The organism is Providencia sp. (genome assembly GCF_052096715.1).
Lineage (GTDB): Bacteria > Pseudomonadota > Gammaproteobacteria > Enterobacterales > Enterobacteriaceae > Providencia.
The window spans coordinates 119,817-139,941 of sequence record NZ_JBQDNB010000002.1; the positions used below are offsets into that span (position 1 = coordinate 119,817).

At 35.9% G+C, this 20,125-nt stretch carries 18 protein-coding genes; 9 read left to right on the plus strand and 9 right to left on the minus strand.

What is annotated here, in order from left to right; translation table 11 throughout:
- Positions 1–14: 14 nt before the first annotated feature.
- From ACTH6U_RS02365 to ACTH6U_RS02385, 5 genes are all read right to left on the minus strand, one after another.
- Positions 15–881, minus strand: coding sequence for an NmrA family NAD(P)-binding protein (locus ACTH6U_RS02365; protein WP_294103737.1), 867 nt, complete (start codon positions 879–881; stop codon positions 15–17).
- 30 nt (positions 882–911) lie between these two features.
- Entirely contained in the window at positions 912–1,430 is a 519-nt protein-coding gene (locus ACTH6U_RS02370) for a GNAT family N-acetyltransferase (RefSeq protein WP_294103739.1), read from the minus strand.
- A gap of 268 nt (positions 1,431–1,698) precedes the next feature.
- Positions 1,699–2,685 carry a D-cysteine desulfhydrase gene (locus ACTH6U_RS02375; protein WP_294103741.1) on the minus strand — a complete coding sequence of 329 codons (987 nt, stop codon included), beginning with the start codon at positions 2,683–2,685 and terminating at the stop codon, positions 1,699–1,701.
- Positions 2,686–2,701: 16 nt separating this feature from the next.
- On the minus strand, positions 2,702–4,132 hold the full coding sequence (locus ACTH6U_RS02380; RefSeq protein ID WP_441831501.1) for a Na+/H+ antiporter NhaC family protein: 1,431 nt from the start codon (positions 4,130–4,132) through the stop codon (positions 2,702–2,704).
- A 228-nt stretch (positions 4,133–4,360) separates the two neighbouring features.
- Positions 4,361–4,903 (minus strand): GNAT family N-acetyltransferase, encoded by a 543-nt coding sequence (locus ACTH6U_RS02385; protein WP_441831502.1) that lies wholly within the window; start codon positions 4,901–4,903, stop codon positions 4,361–4,363.
- Positions 4,904–5,060: 157 nt separating this feature from the next.
- Here ACTH6U_RS02385 and ACTH6U_RS02390 point away from each other — a divergent pair, with 157 nt between their 5' ends.
- Positions 5,061–5,897: a helix-turn-helix domain-containing protein gene (locus tag ACTH6U_RS02390; protein ID WP_441831503.1), complete on the plus strand. Its 837-nt coding sequence runs from the start codon at positions 5,061–5,063 to the stop codon at positions 5,895–5,897.
- Positions 5,898–5,923: 26 nt separating this feature from the next.
- Here the strand turns inward: ACTH6U_RS02390 and ACTH6U_RS02395 are convergent, their stop codons facing one another.
- Entirely contained in the window at positions 5,924–6,823 is a 900-nt protein-coding gene (locus tag ACTH6U_RS02395; RefSeq protein ID WP_294103749.1) for a LysR family transcriptional regulator, read from the minus strand.
- A 116-nt stretch (positions 6,824–6,939) separates the two neighbouring features.
- On the opposite strand from ACTH6U_RS02395, the gene ACTH6U_RS02400 reads away from it, so the two are divergent.
- The 5 genes from ACTH6U_RS02400 to ACTH6U_RS02420 all read left to right on the plus strand — a co-directional run bounded on the left by ACTH6U_RS02400 (position 6,940) and on the right by ACTH6U_RS02420 (position 12,784).
- Positions 6,940–8,124, plus strand: a complete 1,185-nt coding sequence (locus tag ACTH6U_RS02400) for an MFS transporter (protein WP_294103751.1) — start codon at positions 6,940–6,942, stop codon at positions 8,122–8,124.
- A 242-nt stretch (positions 8,125–8,366) separates the two neighbouring features.
- Positions 8,367–9,431, plus strand: a complete 1,065-nt coding sequence (gene ada / locus ACTH6U_RS02405; RefSeq protein WP_441831504.1) for a bifunctional DNA-binding transcriptional regulator/O6-methylguanine-DNA methyltransferase Ada — start codon at positions 8,367–8,369, stop codon at positions 9,429–9,431.
- 140 nt (positions 9,432–9,571) lie between these two features.
- Positions 9,572–10,822: an adenosylhomocysteinase gene (locus tag ACTH6U_RS02410; protein WP_441831505.1), complete on the plus strand. Its 1,251-nt coding sequence runs from the start codon at positions 9,572–9,574 to the stop codon at positions 10,820–10,822.
- Positions 10,823–10,839: 17 nt separating this feature from the next.
- The gene (locus tag ACTH6U_RS02415; RefSeq protein ID WP_434718954.1) at positions 10,840–12,108 is read left to right on the plus strand and encodes a NupC/NupG family nucleoside CNT transporter; all 1,269 of its coding nucleotides are present in this window, start codon (positions 10,840–10,842) and stop codon (positions 12,106–12,108) included.
- Between the two features lie 16 nt (positions 12,109–12,124).
- On the plus strand, positions 12,125–12,784 hold the full coding sequence (locus tag ACTH6U_RS02420) for a Crp/Fnr family transcriptional regulator (protein WP_294103759.1): 660 nt from the start codon (positions 12,125–12,127) through the stop codon (positions 12,782–12,784).
- On the opposite strand, the gene ACTH6U_RS02425 is transcribed toward ACTH6U_RS02420, so the two are convergent.
- Positions 12,773–13,384, minus strand: a complete 612-nt coding sequence (locus ACTH6U_RS02425; RefSeq protein ID WP_336429132.1) for a TetR/AcrR family transcriptional regulator — start codon at positions 13,382–13,384, stop codon at positions 12,773–12,775. The genes ACTH6U_RS02420 and ACTH6U_RS02425 overlap by 12 nt on opposite strands.
- A gap of 86 nt (positions 13,385–13,470) precedes the next feature.
- Between ACTH6U_RS02425 and ACTH6U_RS02430 the strand changes: the two genes are divergently transcribed.
- Together ACTH6U_RS02430 and ACTH6U_RS02435 are read left to right on the plus strand one after the other, a co-directional pair.
- Positions 13,471–14,232: a DJ-1/PfpI family protein gene (locus ACTH6U_RS02430; protein ID WP_294103763.1), complete on the plus strand. Its 762-nt coding sequence runs from the start codon at positions 13,471–13,473 to the stop codon at positions 14,230–14,232.
- Between the two features lie 476 nt (positions 14,233–14,708).
- On the plus strand, positions 14,709–16,115 hold the full coding sequence (locus ACTH6U_RS02435; protein WP_294103765.1) for an aminotransferase-like domain-containing protein: 1,407 nt from the start codon (positions 14,709–14,711) through the stop codon (positions 16,113–16,115).
- Positions 16,116–16,225: 110 nt separating this feature from the next.
- On the opposite strand, the gene ydeE is transcribed toward ACTH6U_RS02435, so the two are convergent.
- Both ydeE and ACTH6U_RS02445 read right to left on the minus strand, forming a co-directional pair.
- Positions 16,226–17,419, minus strand: a complete 1,194-nt coding sequence (ydeE, locus tag ACTH6U_RS02440) for an efflux MFS transporter YdeE (protein ID WP_441831506.1) — start codon at positions 17,417–17,419, stop codon at positions 16,226–16,228.
- Positions 17,420–17,693: 274 nt separating this feature from the next.
- On the minus strand, positions 17,694–18,500 hold the full coding sequence (locus tag ACTH6U_RS02445) for a helix-turn-helix transcriptional regulator (protein WP_441831507.1): 807 nt from the start codon (positions 18,498–18,500) through the stop codon (positions 17,694–17,696).
- Positions 18,501–18,600: 100 nt separating this feature from the next.
- Between ACTH6U_RS02445 and ACTH6U_RS02450 the strand changes: the two genes are divergently transcribed.
- The gene (locus ACTH6U_RS02450; protein ID WP_441831508.1) at positions 18,601–19,995 is read left to right on the plus strand and encodes an MFS transporter; all 1,395 of its coding nucleotides are present in this window, start codon (positions 18,601–18,603) and stop codon (positions 19,993–19,995) included.
- Positions 19,996–20,125: the final 130 nt, after the last annotated feature.

The window sequence follows — 20,125 nt, forward strand, 5'->3', positions numbered from 1 at the left end:
TGTGGCTACAAAATTTACTTAAATCTATTTTGATGCTTTAAAATAAATTCTTTTAATGTTGTAGGTGCTTTACCTGTTATTTTTTGGAAATTATCAAATACCATGCCTGTTCTATCTAACTCACCCGTACTGAAAGCAATAAAGTGATCATAAATACTCTTCATATAGGCTAATTCTAAATTATTATTTAATGCATGCTGCCAAAATTCATTGGGATCTTTTGCTTTATATTGAAAGGGAATACCAAGCTCATTGGTAAGTAATTGGGCTATCTGATGATGATTTTTAGTTTCATAACCTAAACGGTAGATTTGTCCATAATGTTGCTTGGGTGAGGTCAGACAATGCGCAGCAAGTTCGGCGACATCAATGCAATCAACCCAACTTAGCACGGCATTACCAAAATAGGAACGTAAAATACCTTTTTGTAAATTATCATCTCCTTGATAACCTAGCAAATTTTGCATGTAAGATTCAGGGCGTAAATGAGTGAACTGTATACCAGACCATTCAATATAACGCTCAATCAGTTGGTGCCAAGCCCAATGGGCAACTTGTGCATTATCATCACCGCAAGCACCTAAATGCACGATATAATTTACATTTGATGATTTTGCGATATCAATAAAAATTTTGCTTTGAGCAAGCATATCAATAGTATAGCCTGTCATCATAAACACAGAATCAATACCGATTAAGGCACTTTTGATTGTTTCCGGTTTGTCATAATCCATTAAGATGGTCGTAAAAGGTGCTGAACTTAACTTGTTCGGGTCTCTTACTGCTAAAATAACATCTTGATAGCCCATATTGTGTAGTGCTTGAACTAAATATTGGCCAACTTGCCCTGTTGCGCCTGTCACTAAAATTGTATTTTTCATGGATTAAAATTCACTTTAATTACTGATAAATTAGAGTTTTTTACTCATCAAATATTCAAGAGTTTGTTGTGTTTGGCTGGTAAACATGATTTCTTTGATTTTTTGCATCCCATTGGATTGATAAAATCTAATGGCTTGATGATTATCGGCTAAAACATCAAGCCATAACCATTGATCTCCTTGTTTCATCGCAAGTTGTTCAATTATTTGAAATACTGCTTTTCCAAAGCCTTGACCTGTTGAGTGAGGTGAAAAATAAACTTTATTCAATAATGTACCGATTGCTGAAGATTCAGGGATTGGTAGATGATAACTGAGTTTAACTAACCCAATTGCAATTGATAGTGGGCTTTGAATTAAAAACCAATCTGTATTAGCCAGATTTATATCTGAAATTATTTTGCTTGGTGTATATTCTTTAAAGAGGTAATCATCTAATTCTGTTTTATTATTCCATAAATGTCCGAAATGATGACAATAGCTTTTTATACCTATTTCATGAAGAATTTGGACGTCTTGCACCGTAGCTAATTTCAGTGTTATAGACATTTTAGTTAACCTTTTTAGTTAGATATTGGTATAAGTATTTTTCATCATATTTATCAATGGTATTTCTTTAAGAGCGTAGTTTATAGTAATTTTAACGCTGTAAGCTAGGTTCATTGAAGGAGAGAGCATTTTTGATATAAATCGTCGATTTAATGGGTATCTATTTAGGCTAGGTGCGAGAGAAAAACAAAATAGCAAATTGCAGATGATACTTTTAGTAGAATAAATGGGATGAGAATCACCCCATAGATATTGATAGATAAAGTAATTAAATTGTTTGGCTAATTTCTGAGTAAGCAAATAATGCTTGCGCACCACCAGTATGAATAAATAAAACAGGTGTTTTTTCTGTTGAATTTTCTAAGTAATCTATTAGTCCTGCCATCGCTTTGCCGGTATAGACAGGGTCTAATAAAATACCTTCTTTTTGTGCCAGTAACTTAATCGCATCAAGACCTGCACTATTTGGCATTCCATACATAGGTGCAAAAAAACTGTCCCATAGCTGGATGTTAGGTGTGTTTTTAATTTCTAATAACTGCGCTAATTCCAACTGCAATTTTTCTACTTTTGGTGCTTGGTCTTGCTGCGTACGTGAAACAGTGACACCAATTAATTGGGTAGCAGGTAGTAACTCTTGTAAGCCAATAGCAAGCCCTGCATGAGTTCCGGCACTGCCTGATGCCACGATGATTTTATCAAATACAATATGTTCAGGTGTTTGCTGTTCAATTTCAATCGCACATTGTACATAGCCTAAAGCACCTAAGGCATTAGAGCCACCAACTGGGACAATATAAGCCTCTTGCAGATCCAGTTTTTTAATTAATTCAACCATTTGAGCTTGTGGATCGGTTAATTCATCACACATTACGCAGCGCGTACCAAACAAATCGGTTAAAAGCTTATTACCATTGTGTAGAAAATTTGCGTCGTCACTTTGTATTGGATTTTCTAATAATGCGACACACTCAAGTCCAAACATTGCGGCAACAGCAGCAGTCTGTCTGACATGGTTTGATTGAATCGCACCCGCAGTGACAATAATCTTTGCATTTTTAGCTAAGGCATCAGCGATTAAAAATTCGAGTTTACGTAGTTTATTACCGCCCATCGCTAGTGGCGTCATATCATCACGTTTAATATAGATTTCACGCTCATATAGACGAGATAAGTTATTCAGTCGATTCAACGGGGTTGATGTATTAAGTAAATCAACTTTGTTGAATTGGGAAATTTTTTGTTGAAGTGACATCGTAAACTCCGTGATATTAATAGGTAAATCCTAAATAAAGGTAAATAGTGAGAACAATACTCGCAGTGACTAATGCATAAGGCATTTGGGTTCGAATATGTTCAATATGATCGCAATCTGTTGCCATTGAAGCGACAATTGCGTCCGCTGAAATAGGTGAGGTCATATCGCCAAATATCGAGCCGGAAATAGCTGCGCCAATCATATATTCAACTGGCATACCGACGGATAGGCCTAGTTGAACACCAATTGGGATCATAATTGCAAAAGTACCCCATGATGTACCGGTTGCCAGTGACATAATTGCACTAATAATAAAAATAAAGCCAATTGAAAAACCGGGTGCCATAACGCCTTGAGTAACTTCAGCAATGTATGCGCCGGTATTTAATTCAGCGGAAACATTTCCCATCAAAAACGCAAGGATCATGATTGAACTAATTTTTAGCATATTGGCATAGCCAATAAATAGTTCCTTGAAGAAGTTATCGATATTTAATAAGCGGCGACCAATAAACCAGCAGAAAGAAACAGCTGTACCAAACATAACTCCCCAATAAACAGAAGTTGAGCCACTACCTTTGGTAAAATCACCATCGCCTGTAATATATAACGCAATAGGGACCATTAAAACGGTGGATAGAATAGGAATGAAGAAATTTAAAACCGAGTAGGCGTGAGGGTGTTCAATAATATCGTCTTCATCAGCATTGTGTTGGTTAGACAGTGTAATATTACCCGCTACGAAACTCTCTTGGTATTTTACTTCGGCCTTTTTCATTGGGCCCCAACTTATATTGGTTAACACATAAAAAAGAATGGTAGCTAAAGATAGCCAAGCCATTAAATTATAACCAATCGATTTAATTAATATATCAAAAGGCTCGCCAGTAATAAGTCCTTGAGATATTTGCACGCCTATTAAACCCATGATCACCGCTCCCCAACCATTAATAACAGCAGAGGAACAAACTGAAACACATGCAGTTTGAATAATATATGACATTTTTTCTGGGGCGACGCCATATTGTCTTGCTAAATTTTTGGTTGAAGCGCCAGCAACGAGTTGGTTGATTGAGCTTTCAATAAAAATTAATGAGGTAATTAAAATGGCTAACAATTGAGTTGTAACACGGTTTTTGATGAGATTAGTTTTATTGGTTAATAACTGAACCAGTGCGCGAACACCACCAGTGACAACCACTAATCGCATTAAACCTCCTATCATTACCATAAATACAATTGTTCTGGTATTACCGGCAGAAGAAAAAGTATCGATAATGCCATCTACTGTACCTTTAACACCTAACAAAATATTGTGGTCGTTAATCACTGTAAAACCGACAAAGATCCCTAACATTAAGGAAAGCATCACTTGGCGAGTTAATATTGCCAAAAGGATGGTGACAATGGGGGTTATAATTGTCCAAATTCCATAGTCGTGCATGTGTTTACCTGTTGATTATTTTAAGAGATATTTTGATATTACTATTTATAATTATTGAAAAATCATAGCATTAATGCGAGGTCTATAAAAAGACTTTATACAAAATGTAGCGTATTGTGGCAAAAATTATGAGGGTAAACAATTTAAGTTATGTAAGGGAAGTGATATAGGAAGGAAAAAAGCCACCGTAAAATGGCTTTGAGCTTAAAAATAAATCAATAGTAATAATTATTTTGAATTGAGCCACTCACTGTAAGTTATACGGCTAATATTTTGGGTTTTAGTTTCATCAATCAATTCGATAAACTGTGGTTCAAGTGTGATGTAATATTTGAAACCACATTTTTCTTGAGCAATTTTTGATTGTTGGTTTTCCTGAAAATAACCGCACCATAAGTTATCTAATTTTAAATTTTTAAAGCCATGACGTATTATTTCGCATATCGCTTCAGGTATTAAGCCTTTTCCCCAATACGGAACACCAATCCAATAGCTGACTTCTGCATCATTAGCACCGATAGGAAAATTACTATCTTGACTCATAGAGAGGCCAATTAACCCTATAGCCAAATTATCCTCTTTTAAGGTAACTGCATAAACTTCATCTCGCATAAAAATAGTTCGAATTATTTCGGCGCTTTGTTTTACGCTTTGATGTGGCGGCCAACCAGCAATGGGACCAATTTGAGGATCTTTAGCATACAAATATAAATTTTCAGCATCAGTTTCTTGCCATGGGCGCAGTACTAACCTATCGGTGTAGAGAATCATATAATGGTTTCCTTATTAATTAGGTATTATTTAATTGTTCATCTCTATTTTAGGTATTTTATTGCAGTATATAAGTGTAAAACCTTGCTGGTTTGGGTACTTTTAACAACTAATGATATGATTTATTGATGAGGATGCATTAGAAAGAGGAAAATGTATGTTAAGGTGTTACAAGCATCAGTTTCATGTGCCAAAAGTGGTTAGTATTGGTCAATCGTCATTGGATGAGTTGCAAGGAATACCGCTTTCGTTAGCGTATGTTACCATTATTATCTGTAAACAAGGTTATGCAATTTTTAATATCAATTTTAAAAACTACATTGTTCGTAAAAATGATATCGTGATTTTATATGATGATACCTTCGCTATACTGCAACAAAAATCACAGCATTTTCTTGTAGACTATTTATTGTTGGATAAGAACTTCTCCACAGATATTGCATTTCAATTACCTAATTTTTTATTTGCTTTCTTTAATAAGCAACCTGTTATTAAGATTCTAAATAATAAAATAGAAATGTTGTCTCAATGGCAGAATTTAATGATGTATATTGTTAAAGAAAAAAAAGAATATTGGTTATTACAGTTACGTAACCATATGCAAAATTTATTTTTAGAAATTGCGAATAACACTAAGCAACTAGATGTAAAACAACATGAAGGTTATAGCAGAAAAACACAGCTATGCTGGCGTTTCTGGGATTTAATTACGCAACATAGTAAGGTACATCGAGATGTTCAGTTTTATGCTGAAAAATTATCAATTACACCATTTTACTTGTCTCAAATAACCCAAAATTTCTTTAAAGACTCACCTAAGGTTTTAATCGATAGGCAGGTGATATTAGAAATAAAAGCACTACTTGAGATTGAGACATTATCAATAAAAGAAATTGCTGTACGACTAAATTTTGAAGATACTTCATATTTATGTCGTTATTTCAAACGGCATACAGGTATTACTCTATCGGGTTTTAAAAAACAGATAAGGTGATGATAGCTCAGATAATTTATCATTTTTTAGCTTTGCTCAATTTTTTTTGAATACTTTTTCACAAAATCAATAAAACAGCGGAGTCGTGGTGAAACAGCTTGATTTCGATAATAAACAGCATTAATAGCTTGTTTCATCACGATAGTTTCATTTCCCAGCACTTGAACAAGTTGACCTTGAGCAAAAGCATCCATAGTAACAAAATCAGCTGAACATAAAATTCCACTTCCTTGAACAGCAAGGTGAAAAAGTATTTCACCACTTGCAGCGGCAATATCGGGTGTAATTTTTAATAATTCGTTAGCACTGTTTTTTATTGGCCAAGTATTTAAAGAATCGGGATGTGTAAAGCCTAATAAACAATGTTGTTTGAGTTGTTCAACGTTCTGTGGAATACCATGTTTTTCAAGATAAGAAGGGCTAGCAACTAATCGTTGTTGGCTATAACCTAATAAGGTTGCATTTAATGATGAATCTTTTAACGTACCGATTCTAAACGCAACATCTATTTTTTTTTCTAATAAATTAGTGACGCCTTCATAGTTGTTTATTTCTAACTCAACCTGCGGATAACGTTCATGAAATATAGGTATTAAAGGGGCTATGACATGCGTGACAAAAGGTGTTGAAGCATCAATGCGCAATTTACCTGAAGGAATTGATTGACGAGCAGAGAGCATTTCTTCAGCTTCTTGTGCTAGGTTAATTATCTCTCTCGCTTTTTGCAAAAATGCAGCACCTTCTTCACTGAGTTTAATCTTCCGTGTAGTTCGGTAAATTAAAGTTGTTTCCATTTTTTCTTCTAAGCGTAACAGAGCGCGACTTACGGTTGATATCGTCATTCCTTGTTGTTCTGCTGCTGCGGTTATTGAACCGCTATCTATCACACTAATAAATGCTTGTAGTTCTTCAAATGTAATTTTCATTATTGCATTTCCGGCAAAAGTTATTTCCACCATAACGGCTTTTTCATTGCCATACAATATGAAAAAATCAGCCACATCAATTTAGTTGAATGGTTTATTTAAAATAGGGTTGTTAGATGAAGATTAATACTGCACTTTTAGCGTTATCAATAGGTGCTTTCGCTATTGGAGCGACTGAATTCTCTCCAATGGGTATGCTGCCATATATTGCAGAAAATATACATGTTGATATTCCATCAGCAGGTTCAATTGTTGTGATTTATGCATTAGGCGTCATGATTGGTGCGCCTATTATGACATTATTGTTAGTCAAAAGACGGCCTAAAGTTGCTTTGATTTTTTTAATGTCTATTTTTACAGTTGGTAATCTACTTTCAGCAGCATCTCCTGATTTGGTGACGCTGTCACTTTCAAGATTTGTAACCAGTTTAAATCATGGCGCATTTTTTGGTATAGGGGCTATCGTTGCGGCAAGTGTCGTTCCACCAGGTAAACAAGCGAGCGCCATTGCTGCGATGTTTATGGGGCTAACAATTGCTAATGTCGGCGGTGTACCATTAATGACAAAATTAACCCAAGCTGTGGGCTGGCGAGAAGCGTTCTATTTAATCTCAGCACTCGGATTAGTTACTATAGTTGGCTTAGTGCTTGCTTTACCCAATAATTTGCAAGGTCGTGAGGTCAATGTGCGAAATGAGTTACGTATTTTGCGCAAACCAGAAGTTTTGTTAGGTATGCTTGCAACTGTATTAGGCGCAAGTGCAATGTTTACCTTATATACATACATTACACCTATGTTAATGCAATTTATTCATGCATCTGATCAGATGATTACGGTTATGTTAGTCATTATTGGTATTGGTTTTACTATAGGTAATTATATTGGTGGCTTATTTGCTGATAAATCACTGTATGGTACTTTGTTGGCACTTTTCATTCTACTTGCCGTAAGTATGGCTGTTTTCCCATTTATTGCGGTTAATGCAGTAGGCGCAGGTATAGGTCTGGCATTTTGGAGTATATTTAGTTTTGGCTTAGTACCACCAATTCAGATATTAGTAATGAATGCAGCTCCTGGAGCGCAAGCTTTAGCATCATCAGTAAACATTGGGGCATTTAACTTAGGTAATGCCATTGGTGCTGCGATTGGTGCTGCTGTATTGTCTTATGGCTCTAGCTATACCATGATTAGTTTTATGGGGACGATTGTTGCAAGCCTTGGTGTTGCTATTATTTTACTTATTATTCGCAGAAATTCTAAAACAAAAGGTGTAACAAACGCAGTTTGTGCTTGTAACTAACGATAATAAACAGACCTGAAATTAATGGACCTTTTTATCTTGATAACCTTAGCTTATCATCAAATAAAAAGGTCTTTTTTATTTGTTTTATGTCTATTCACTATAGTATTTATTATCTAATAATTTTTGGTTTTAAGCTGGCGCATTACACTGGGTAATCGAATTAAAAAGCAAGAGATGGAGTTTGTTGTTTTACATTGAGTTGGATAATGAAAATAACAAAACTAGCAAGGAGTTTTATTATGACAATTCAAAATATGTGGTTAACCGATGAACAACGTTGGCAAGCGATTGTTGAGCGTAATAAAGCCGCTGATGGCTATTTTATTTATGGTGTAAAAACATCGCTTATTTATAATCATCCATCAGTTGCAGGACGATTGCCTAATCGAAATAATGTAAAGTTTTTTGATAATGAACAACAAGCATTGGATGAAGGCTATCGTTCAGGGAAGCGTAGCCGTTATGAAACATCTCAATTGACGCAGTTCTATCAAGAGAAAATAGAACAAGCTTGCCGCTATATAGAACAAAACGAAATGTCTTTAAAATTATCTGAACTTGCGGATCATGTTGGTATCAGCCGTTTTCATTTTCATCGATTATTTAAATCACAAACAGGCTTAACACCAAAGGCTTATGTAGATGCTTTTCGCCATAAGAAAATGCGTCAACAATTACAACAAAAAAATAGTATCACTGATGCTATTTATGATGTGGGATACAGTTCAACTAGTCGGTTCTATGAAACATCGACTCAACGATTGGGTATGACCCCCAAAAATTGGAAGGCGGGTGGAGATGGTACTAAAATTTACTTCGCGCTTGCAGTTTGCTCTCTCGGAAATGTACTTATTGCTCAAAGTCCGATTGGTGTGTGTGCAATTTTTTTAGGTGATGACCCTGAACAGTTGTTACGAGATTTGCAGGATAAATTTCCACAGGCTGAACTCATGGGGGGAGATGCTGAATTTGAACAACTCATTGCGCATGTTATCGGTTTTATTGAAGCACCAGAAATTGGTTTCAATATGCCACTGGATATTCGTGGTACCGCCTTTCAACAGCGAGTTTGGCAAGTGTTGAGAGGTATTCCTGTAGGACAAACTGTTAGTTATAGGGATGTTGCTGAAAAAATGGGACAACCTAAAGCCGTACGCGCGGTTGCGAGTGCTTGTGCTGCCAATATGTTAGCTGTCGCCATTCCATGTCATCGTGTCGTGAGAAATGATGGGGCACTGTCAGGATATCGTTGGGGAATTGATCGGAAACGAGCACTTTTACTCAAAGAATCCATGGATAAATAATCAGAAACAATATTTACTTGTAATAACTATATCTTGTTAACACTATTTCAACCTGAAATGGGCAATTGACCTGTTGTGACTAAGATTCCTTTTGTATGTTCAATGTCATTAATTTGATTAGAACTTATTTTAAGGAATTCATGATGGTGACTAGTATCTATAAAGACCTCGCATTAGCCCCCGCTGGAGAGCAAAAGATCGCATGGGTAAAATCTCATATGCCTTTATTGCGTGCATTAGAAACACGTTTTATTAAAGAAAAACCTTTTGCGGGAAAGCGTATTGCACTTTCTATTCACTTAGAAGCAAAAACAGCCTATTTAGCTCAAGTATTAGTTTCTGGCGGAGCAAAAGTGTCTGTCACTGGCAGTAATCCCATGTCGACTAAAGACGATGTTGTTGCTGCTCTGGTCAAATGTGGCATCAATACTTTTGCAATTCATGGTGCAAGTGCTGAAGAATATCAACAATTTGTAAAAGAAACATTAGCCTGTGAGCCTCATATCGTCATTGATGATGGAGGTGATTTAGTGCACGAATTGCATAGCGTATACCCTGAATATGCGCACCATGTGATTGGCGCCTGTGAAGAAACAACCACTGGTGTATTAAGAGCAATTGCACGTGAGAAAAATAATGAACTGAATTTTCCGGTGATTTCTATTAATGGTGCGCAATCCAAACATCTTTTCGATAACCGATATGGTACGGGGCAGTCTACATTCGATGGCATCATGCGAACAACTAATCTTGTGATTGCAGGGAAAAAAGTTGTCGTTGCAGGTTATGGCTGGTGCGGGAAAGGCTGTGCTATGCGAGCCAAAGGCTTAGGTGCGGAAGTCATTATTACTGAAATTGATCCAATTAAAGGTCTAGAAGCAAAAATGGACGGCTTTGGTGTCATGACAATGGAAGACGCTGCTCTTGTGGGGGATATTTTTGTAACTGCGACAGGCTGTTGTGATGTGTTGACTGCTGTACATTTTAATTTAATGAAAGAAGGGGCGATCATTTGTAATACAGGTCATTTTGAAGATGAAATAAACTTAAAAGACTTACAAACTATTAATGTCGGAACATTTGAAGCCCGTGAAAATATTGACGCTTATCGTTTAGAAAATGGACGTACTCTTTATTTACTTGGACGCGGCGCATTGGTCAATATTGCTTGTGCTGATGGTCATCCTGCCGAAATTATGGATATGAGTTTTGCATTGCAAGCACTAGGAGCTGAATATTTAATTAAGCATACTCTAGATAGAAAGCTGTACGCGGTTTCGGATGAGATAGACCGTGAGGTTGCCCGCCTTAAATTACAGGATATGGGTATTTCTTTAGAAACACTTAGTGACAAACAATACCAGTATTTGAACGCCTTTGAACTGAAATAACCAGCCGGAGGACGTTAATGTCAACACTTAATAGTTTGTTAGGAATGGTGGTAATACTTCTTATCGCCTTCCTTTGCTCTAATAACCGCCGCAAGATAAACTTGCGACTCGTTTCCATCGCATTAATATTACAAATCACATTTGCATTTTGTATGTTGTATTTACCTACGGGTAAGCAAGTCATGATATGGATGGCAGATAAAGTCACCGCATTATTAGATTATACGCAAGTAGGTACTCAATTTTTACTGGGTGGGTTAGCAACAGATAAGATGTTTGAACTGTTGGGTAATGATGGTTTTATTTTCGTTTTCAAGGTATTACCTGTTCTCGTTTTTTTATCTGCGCTATCCGCTTTATTGTTTCATATTGGGATCATGCAAAAACTTATTTTATTAATCGGTGGAGGGTTACATCGTTTATTAGGCTCATCTCGTGCTGAATCAATGTCATCTGCTGCAAACATTTTTCTTGGCGTAACTGAAGCACCATTAGTTATTCGCCCATACTTAAAGCATTTATCGTCATCAGAGTTTTTTACAATTTTAGTCGGTGGAATAGCATCTATTGCAGGAACGGTATTACTAGGTTATGCACAATATGGTGTGAAAATTGAATATTTATTAGCAGCTTCTTTTATGTCTGCACCGGCAGGATTACTGTTTGCAAAATTGTTTTATCCAGAAATAGGGGTAACGAGTGATAAATTTACAACTGGCGACTCCATGCGTGGGCAGAAATCAGAATACCGTAACGGCATTGATGCGGTAACCCAAGGTGCGAGTACTGGTGTGACAATGGCACTTAACATTGCGGGTATGTTATTGGCATTGTTAGCAATTATCGCTATGTTCGATGGTCTCATGATGTGGGCAACGAGTTTCACTGGTTATGAAGTTTCTCTCACACAATTAATTGGTTGGTTATTTTCACCTGTAGCTTGGTTATTAGGGGTTGATTGGGCTGAGGCTCAATTTGCAGGGCAATTATTAGGTCAAAAGGTCTTATTCAATGAATTTATTGCTTATGCTAATCTACAACCCTATTTAGATGGTGGAATTTTACCCGCGACAGGTGAAGCATTAAGCGTGAAAACGCAAGTCATCTTATCTTTTGCATTATGTGGTTTTACCAACATTGGTACAATTGGTATCGCAATTGGCGGAATAGGCGCAATGTGCCCAGAGCGTCGTGGCGAATTAACCAGTATTGCATTTAAAGCCTTTGGCGCTGCAATATTGGCTAACTTGATGAATGGTGCGATTGCTGGATTAATTTTAGGATAATAACTGAGGTGGCAAAATGATAGATGAAACGCCTTTTCGCGAGTTGTGGTTAAAATTCAGTGAACAAGAGCTATTGCCCAATGTTGATTGGTTATTTCGTCATGCGCCGCCGTCAGTTAAAAATACTTTTTGCACCATCCATCTGCAAGAAGGATATAAATTGATTCATCAGGGTACGGAGAATCAGTTTGTTTATATTATTATTGAAGGTGAGTTTGTGGTGAATAAACTTGCGGGTAATGGTAAAGAATTAGCATTAACACTGTGTTATCGCGGTGAATTTTTAGGCGAAATGGAAGCTCTCTGCCAACAAAAACATTATTATTATGATGTAATTGCGCTAACCGATGCTCGTGTTATACGCATTCCATCAAATAGTTTTCTATCATGGGTTTCTCAAGACCATCGCTTGTCTATTTTGTTAAATCGTCAATTATCCAAGCGTTCATTAATCAATGGAGAACAACGATTAATGACAGCGGTAGATTCCATTGAGAAAAACTTACTTTATATTCTAGAACAATTACCTAGTCATCAAATTCGGTTACCTAGAGATACATTGGCCGCAATTTTAGGTACTTCTCGTCGTCATTTAGATAAAGTTTTATTTAGACTAAAAGAACAAGATGTAATTCAACAAGAAGGCCAAGTCATCATATTAAATTCAGATAGTTAATGGCTTAATTAACATGTCGATGGCGCCTTGAGCTACAGCGAATAAATTTGCCTCGGTTTCTCCTGCACGAGCTCTTAATGAAATTGAATGTAGTATTGCAGTGATAAGCTGTGCGGTTAAATCAATATCACAATTTTCTTTTAGTTCTCCATCAATTAAAGCTTGCGTAATAGCAAGGGCAACTTGGTTTATCTGTGCCTTAATGACATTGGCTAAGTGCTGTTGTACTTCTGGAATATCAACTTCAGCTGAGGCAGTAGAAAGGATCATACAACCTAATTGCCCATGTTTCCCAGTATATAATTCAATCCCAACTAAAAAATAGCGCAGTAGTCGTTGCGAAATATCGTCATTGTCATTTTGTTTATTTAGGGCTTCACTATAGCGAGTTCCGGCTATTTTACTGAAATGTTCAATTGCTTTTTCATACATCGCAAATTTGTTTCCAAATGCGCTGTATAAGCTAGGTTTATTCATTTCGGTGGTTAGAACCAAATCATCCATAGAGGTTGCAGTATATCCTTTACGCCAAAATAGTTCTGTAATGTGATTAATCGCAATATCGCTATCGTAGCGACGAGGGCGTCCTTTTCTTTTCATTTTGTACCACTCAGTAAGATAATTATTTACTTATTATTAGATAGCTGCCATTATTTTACCATTCGGTATAAAAATAGGGAAGCATAATGAATATTGTGAATGGTATTTATGGTAAAACGACAAAATCTATTATTGAACTTGTTGACGGGGGAAGACGTAACCAATCTACTCCATTGAAAGTAGGCATATTTGTTAGTCCCGGTTTTATGCCAATGGATATCAATGGTGCACAATCTGTTTTTACCATTGCGGCTGCTGAAATTCATTTTATTTGGAAAGAAAAAGAGTTAGTTGAAGGCTATATTGGTTGGCCTACAATGCCAACAATGACGTTTAACGATTGTCCTGATGATCTAGATGTATTAGTTGTAGGGATGGTTCCACCTGAAATCGTTGAAGATATCGAAGTCTTAAACTTTTTTAAGCGCATAGTGCCTAAAACAAAATATGTTATTGCAACATGCTATGGCACATTAGTGCTTGGTGCCGCAGGGTTACTTGTTGGTCGTCGGGCGACGAGTAATTCTAATGTTGTGCCTATGTTAAGTGATCTTGATGCGATTCCAGTTGCTGGAAGCGATGTGATCATCGACGGTAATATTTACACATCGGGTCCTGCTACGGGTTCTTTTGATGCATCGTTATTAGTTTTAGAGCAATTAAAAGATACATCATTTGCACAATTGGTCGAGTTAGCAATTGAATATGACCCAAGACCGCCATTTAAAACGGGTTCTCCATTGCTTGCGGGCACTGAATTAACCGCTATTTCGCAATCATTAACTTCGTCTATTAATCAGCAATATCATCAGTCAGCAATTAAAGGTTTTAATCTGATGAGAAAATAAAATAGTTAATATTAAGTGCCTATTATAGGTATTTTTTCATAATAGGCACTTAGATAAAAAATATTTAAATTTCGTATCAAAGTTAGTGGTTCTTCATTTGTTTTATTTATTATAATGTGCAGTTCCTGCTGAGTAACCTTTAAACATCAATTTAATGAAAGTTATTTTTATCCATTTAAATAATGTTTCATATTTTTTGGCCTTTATATTTTTCATGGCATTTTTTCCTTATATATTTTTTAAGTTTATTTAATAACCAAAACAAAGGTTGGGTTAAAATAAATTTAGTATGAGGCTTGCCACTTGTGTTCTTTTCATATTCCATAAAATATCCTGTTGGTCGGCTAATCTTTAATTAGAATTACATGGTGTAAATATATAAAAAAGTGACAGATGAGTTTTTTTACAAAATACAGATCAAATCAGTCTGTTTTGTATTACAGTACAGATACGGCAAAAAAGTTAAGGGTTTAAGCGTGTTACTGTATAAAAAAATAGCGCAGATGCTACAGGATAAAATTAATCGTGGAGAGTATCTCGGCGGTGAAAAATTGCCATCAGTTAGGGATATTGGTCGAGCTCATGATGTGAGTATCACTACAGCACAGCTGGCTTATCGCGAGTTAGAAAGAGTGCAGTTGATCTACGCGGTACCGAAATCAGGTTATTTTGTCATTCCAGAAAAAACACATGCGCCATTACCTAAAGTTGCTAATTATATACAAAAACCTGTTCAAATAGCGCAATGGAACCCAACAATGGGGTTTTTACGCGTTTCAGAAACGCGGGGTGTGACATCTTTATCTTGTGCAGTACCGAATATTGAAGATAAAAGTCTAGAACCGTTGTGGCAAGAAATGGGCATGATAGCTCGACGTAAGAATTCCTTGACACTTGAGTATGATAGCTTACAAGGCTTAGAAGCATTACGTGAACAAATCCATATTATTTCGGATGATCGTCAACTATTTACACCTGATGATGTTGTGACAACCACAAGTGGCCATCAATCTTTAGCTATTGCTTTGCAAGCTTGTACACAGGGTAATGACGTTGTCGCTGTTGAATCGCCAGCATTTCCCGGTTTATTACAAACATTATATGGATTAGGGCGTAAAATAATTGAGATTCCGACAGATCCTGAAACTGGAATTAATCTTGATAGACTTGAGGAAGCATTTGAATGTTGGAAAGTAAAAGCCGTTGTGGTGACGCCAACATGTAATAACCCAATGGGTTGTATCATGCCTGAATCTCATAAAAAACGATTGTTAGAGATTGCCATAAAATTCAATGGAACAGTAATAGAAAATGATTGTTTGGCTGGCTTAGCGTATGAGTATCCAAGGCCATCAACAATACAGTCACTTGATAGCGACGGTCATGTGATTTTATGCAGTTCATTTTCGAAAACTGTAGCCCCCGGTACACGTACTGGTTGGATTATCCCTGGAAAATATAAAGAAAAAGTTATGCATTTAAAATACCTTTCCCATTGTTCGGGGGAAGTATTTATGCAGCAGGTAATGGCCAATTTTTTAAAAGAAGGGCACTATTTTTTGCATTTACGCCGAATGCGTCAACATTATAGTGAGTTACAGTGCCAATATAAGGAGCTGGTTGAGAGTCATTTTCCTGCACATACGCGTATATCAAGACCACAAGGTGGATTTTCACTTTGGGTTGAACATTTACCGGTCGATAATCGAAAGCTATTAGATATATTACACCGTAATAAAGTCACGGTCTTGACGGGAGAACATTTTTCTACGGGTGAATGCTTTGCTAATCACTTGCGTATTAATTATGCGTTACCATTAATTGCAAGAAGACGAAATGCGATTAAAATACTAGGTGAAACATTAAAATTAACAAGTTTATAGAACATTTTTTTTCACTAAAGCAAATGATATTATTTTTCTAATTATTACAATCCCGCTGAGTTTTAATTAATGAGTCCATAGGACATGGATTCATTAATTAGCGGTGAGTATTAAGATGTTGCTACAATTGATTGTAATTTTCTAACTCTCATTCCATTTAGCATACTTAACCAAGCGAGCACAGCAACAAATATAAGGATAATAAAAATAGAATAAGGGGGTAATTCAGTTAGTACAATCCCAGTTAGCATTGGATTAAATGCCCCACCTAATAATCCGAGTGATTGAGCAGAAAAATAACTCGATTTCATTCCTTCTGGTGCAATACTATCTATTAGCATATATTCACCCGGCGCGTAAATGAGTTCTCCTAAGGTGAAAATAAAGGAAGCTAACGCCCATAAATATAAGTTTTCACCTGCATTCATAAACACCACTAAGCTAACAACAAAAAATAAACTACCTAACGTCATCAACTTTCTAAGATTATCAGGATTAATACGTTTACCGACAGTATATTGTAAGGTAACAACAACAATCGCATTAACAGGCAATACGACTCCGATAACGGCTTGTGCAAATTCGCTATTTGCTACTGTGATGACATATTGAGAAATCCAAGTAATAAAGGAGCCAAAGACTAAAGAACCAAGAAAAGTCGATAAAATAAACCATGCTAAAACGCGATCATGCAGCATTGCTGCGGGATTCCATACTCTTACTTTACCATCTTCATGTTGTGCAGGTTTGATGCTTTGCACAAAGCGTTGAATAAAAAAGATCGGTATGGTCGCTGAAATTGCAGCAAGCCAGAAAGGTAAGTTGATGCTATACATCAATAACCAGGTTCCAAGTGGCGGACCAATTGTCCACCCGATATTAATAAAAGTATAATTGAGAGAGAAGATTTTGGCCTTAAGCGCGACGGAAAGTGTATCTGCAAAGTAGCCTTTTAAGACAGTTGAGAAAACAGAATAAGAACAATTAACCAAGGAAAAAAATACGACCACTAGCATTGCATTACTCATCAGAGGGATAGCAATAAAACCACTAATAAAAGCCATTATCGCTAATAACATGCAGCGTTTCTTATCAACGCGATCGGCTAAAATACCGAACCCCATACTAAATAAAATACCAATAGTTAAGGCAATACTCATAGCTATGCCAACAATATCAATTGCCATATGATATTCACGGGTAAGATAAATGGCCATAAAAGGCAAAGTAGCACCACGTCCTATCGTTAAAAGAAGAGAGGACACTAGCAATGCACTATTAGATATATTGGACTTTGACCACATAACTCACGACCTAAAATTATAATAGTTGTTATAGAATTAATAAATGCTACTCAAGGAATTTACTGCGGGTAGATATGATAAAATACATAAAAATAATGTCGCAAGAAATGGCTTATTGCCCTTAAAAATAAAAACAATATTTTGATTATGCCAATGTCCCATTAGCCACCAAATATCTGGTTATTGGAGGTCGTCTAAATTTAATTAGCGTAATCTGCTGTCACTATCTGTTTGATTTTTAGTTAAATAAGATGAAAGTTAAAAACTAAGCCAATTATTCTATTGTTTCATGTCCTTTCACTGGTATATAAACTATTAAGCGATTACCTTTTTCAATATCAAAGGTGAGCGAACTGTAATCATAGATTTGCTGTTGATTTTGATAGTTGATTTCACGTATGCCAGTACAGGGCTGGTAAATTTCATGTCGATGCCATAAATCGTTAAAAAGAGTTGATTCAGAATTTAGGGTATTAATAAGTTTTTTAATATTAGGGTTATTTTTTGTTCGTGCATAATCTCTACGAAAACTCGCAAGTAATTGCTGAGCAACTAATGGCCATTGGTTAAATCGTTCACGGTAACGTTCATCAATAAACAATAAATAGAGAAAATTACATCGGTGAGATTTTGCTTGTGAAAAATGGAAATAATGATCTGCTTGTGTGTTAAATGCTAATACGTCCCAATGTAAATTTAAGACATAGCAAAGATAATCGTTAGGAAAATCTTTAATCATTCGTGATATTGCAGGGGGAACATTGCTTTCCGTATTTTCAGTCGCAATAGGTTCACGATTTTGCGTTAATAGATATAAGTGTTGGCGCTCAGCACTATTTAAATGTAACGCAGTTGCTAAGCTATCAAGAAATTGGGTTGATACACCAATATCTCGTCCTTGTTCTAACCATGTATACCAAGTTAACCCGACGCCAGCGAGAGTTGCAACTTCTTCACGACGTAACCCTGGAGTTCTTCTACGAGTTATTCGAGGTAATCCCATAAGTTCAGGGGATAAACTTTCACGCTTATTTTTCAAGAAATCAGCAAGTTCAGGACGAGTTCTTTGTCTATCTTTCATATAGCCTATTGTATTTAGTAATAGTATAAGTAGTTAAATTGTAGCAGGATAATTAATTTATTATAGTCTTCATTTATTGGGCTGTCTAAATGAGAATTATATGAATAAACATCAAGGAATTACCTTGTTTGTATTGCTGCTTGCAGGTTTCGTGACAATTTTTGATTTATTTGTCGTTAATGTTGCCATTGTGAGCATAGAAAAATCTTTAAATGCTAGTCTTACTGAATTGACATTAATTATTGTAGGATATGAATTAGCTTTTGGCTTATTACTAATCACAGGGGGAAGATTAGGCGATATTTTTGGTAAAAAAACATTGTATCAGGCCGGTATGCTATTTTTTATTCTCTCATCGGTACTTTGTGCTTTAGCACCTACGGCAATGCTATTAGTGATAGCACGATTTATTCAAGGGTTATCATCTGCTATTTTATTTCCACAGGTTTATTCAAGTATCCGCATTAATTTTGATCAGCAGCAAGCCAAAAAGGCTTTTGGTTATTTAGGTATGATGTTAGGGCTTGCCGCGATTGCAGGACAAGCTTTCGGTGGATGGTTAATAACCTTAAATTTGTTTGGATTAAGTTGGAGAACTATTTTTTTAATTAATATTCCAATTGGTATTTTAGCTATCGCTTTATCTCATTACTTATCTGAAGGAGATAAAATTAAGGTCAATTTAGATTGGGTAGGTGTTATTTTATCTAGCAGTGGGATTGGTGTAACACTATTACCTTTTTTAATGCTACCTATTTGGGGATGGGCTTTAAGTAGTTCTTCCATATTAATTATGGGATTATTGTTGATAGCATTATTTGTTTATTATGAAATTAAATTAGAACAAAAAAGAAAAGTGCCTTTATTGAGCATAAGAATATTGAATAATCGTCCATTTGTGATTGGTCTGTTCATCGTTATGTGCGTTTATGCTACCTCGTCAGCGTTCCCATTGTTGCTATCAATACTATTACAAAATGGGTTAGGGCTGACGCCATTACAGTCAGGTTTAATGTTTGTTCCTGCCAGTATTGGTTTTGTTATTTCCTCTTTCATAACCCCAAGTTGGGTAAACCGATATGGCGATAAAGTTTTATTATGGGGGGCTGTATTATATGGTATTAGTTATATCGTTTTGATGATGAATATAAACGTTACGTCATCTTTAATTCATTTCAATAAATTGATATTGAGTTTATTTTTTATCGGATTCACGCAAGGGATGATTATGACTCCAATGCTAAATTTAGTGCTATCAACCGTTCAGATGGAGTCTGTAGGCATGGCTTCTGGTTTTACGGCAACGTTACAACAAATTGGTGCGGCTATTGGTGCAACGGCAGCTTTAGTTATTTTACAATATAAACTACAACATACAGTAAGCAAAATGGCATTTGAGCAACTTAGTAATGCTGTAAGTTTTAGTCTTTTATTTAATGTCATTATGGCATTGTGTGCTGCGGGACTTCTTTGGTTATTGATAAGGTTAAAATAAAAAATTTAATTAGCTTTAGATATACCTATATTAGCTACTCATAGAGCTAATAATTCGTACAATTTATATTATTAATGATTTTATTTACTTACAATGATAATAATTCTCAATCTTTATTGTTTTATTTTAA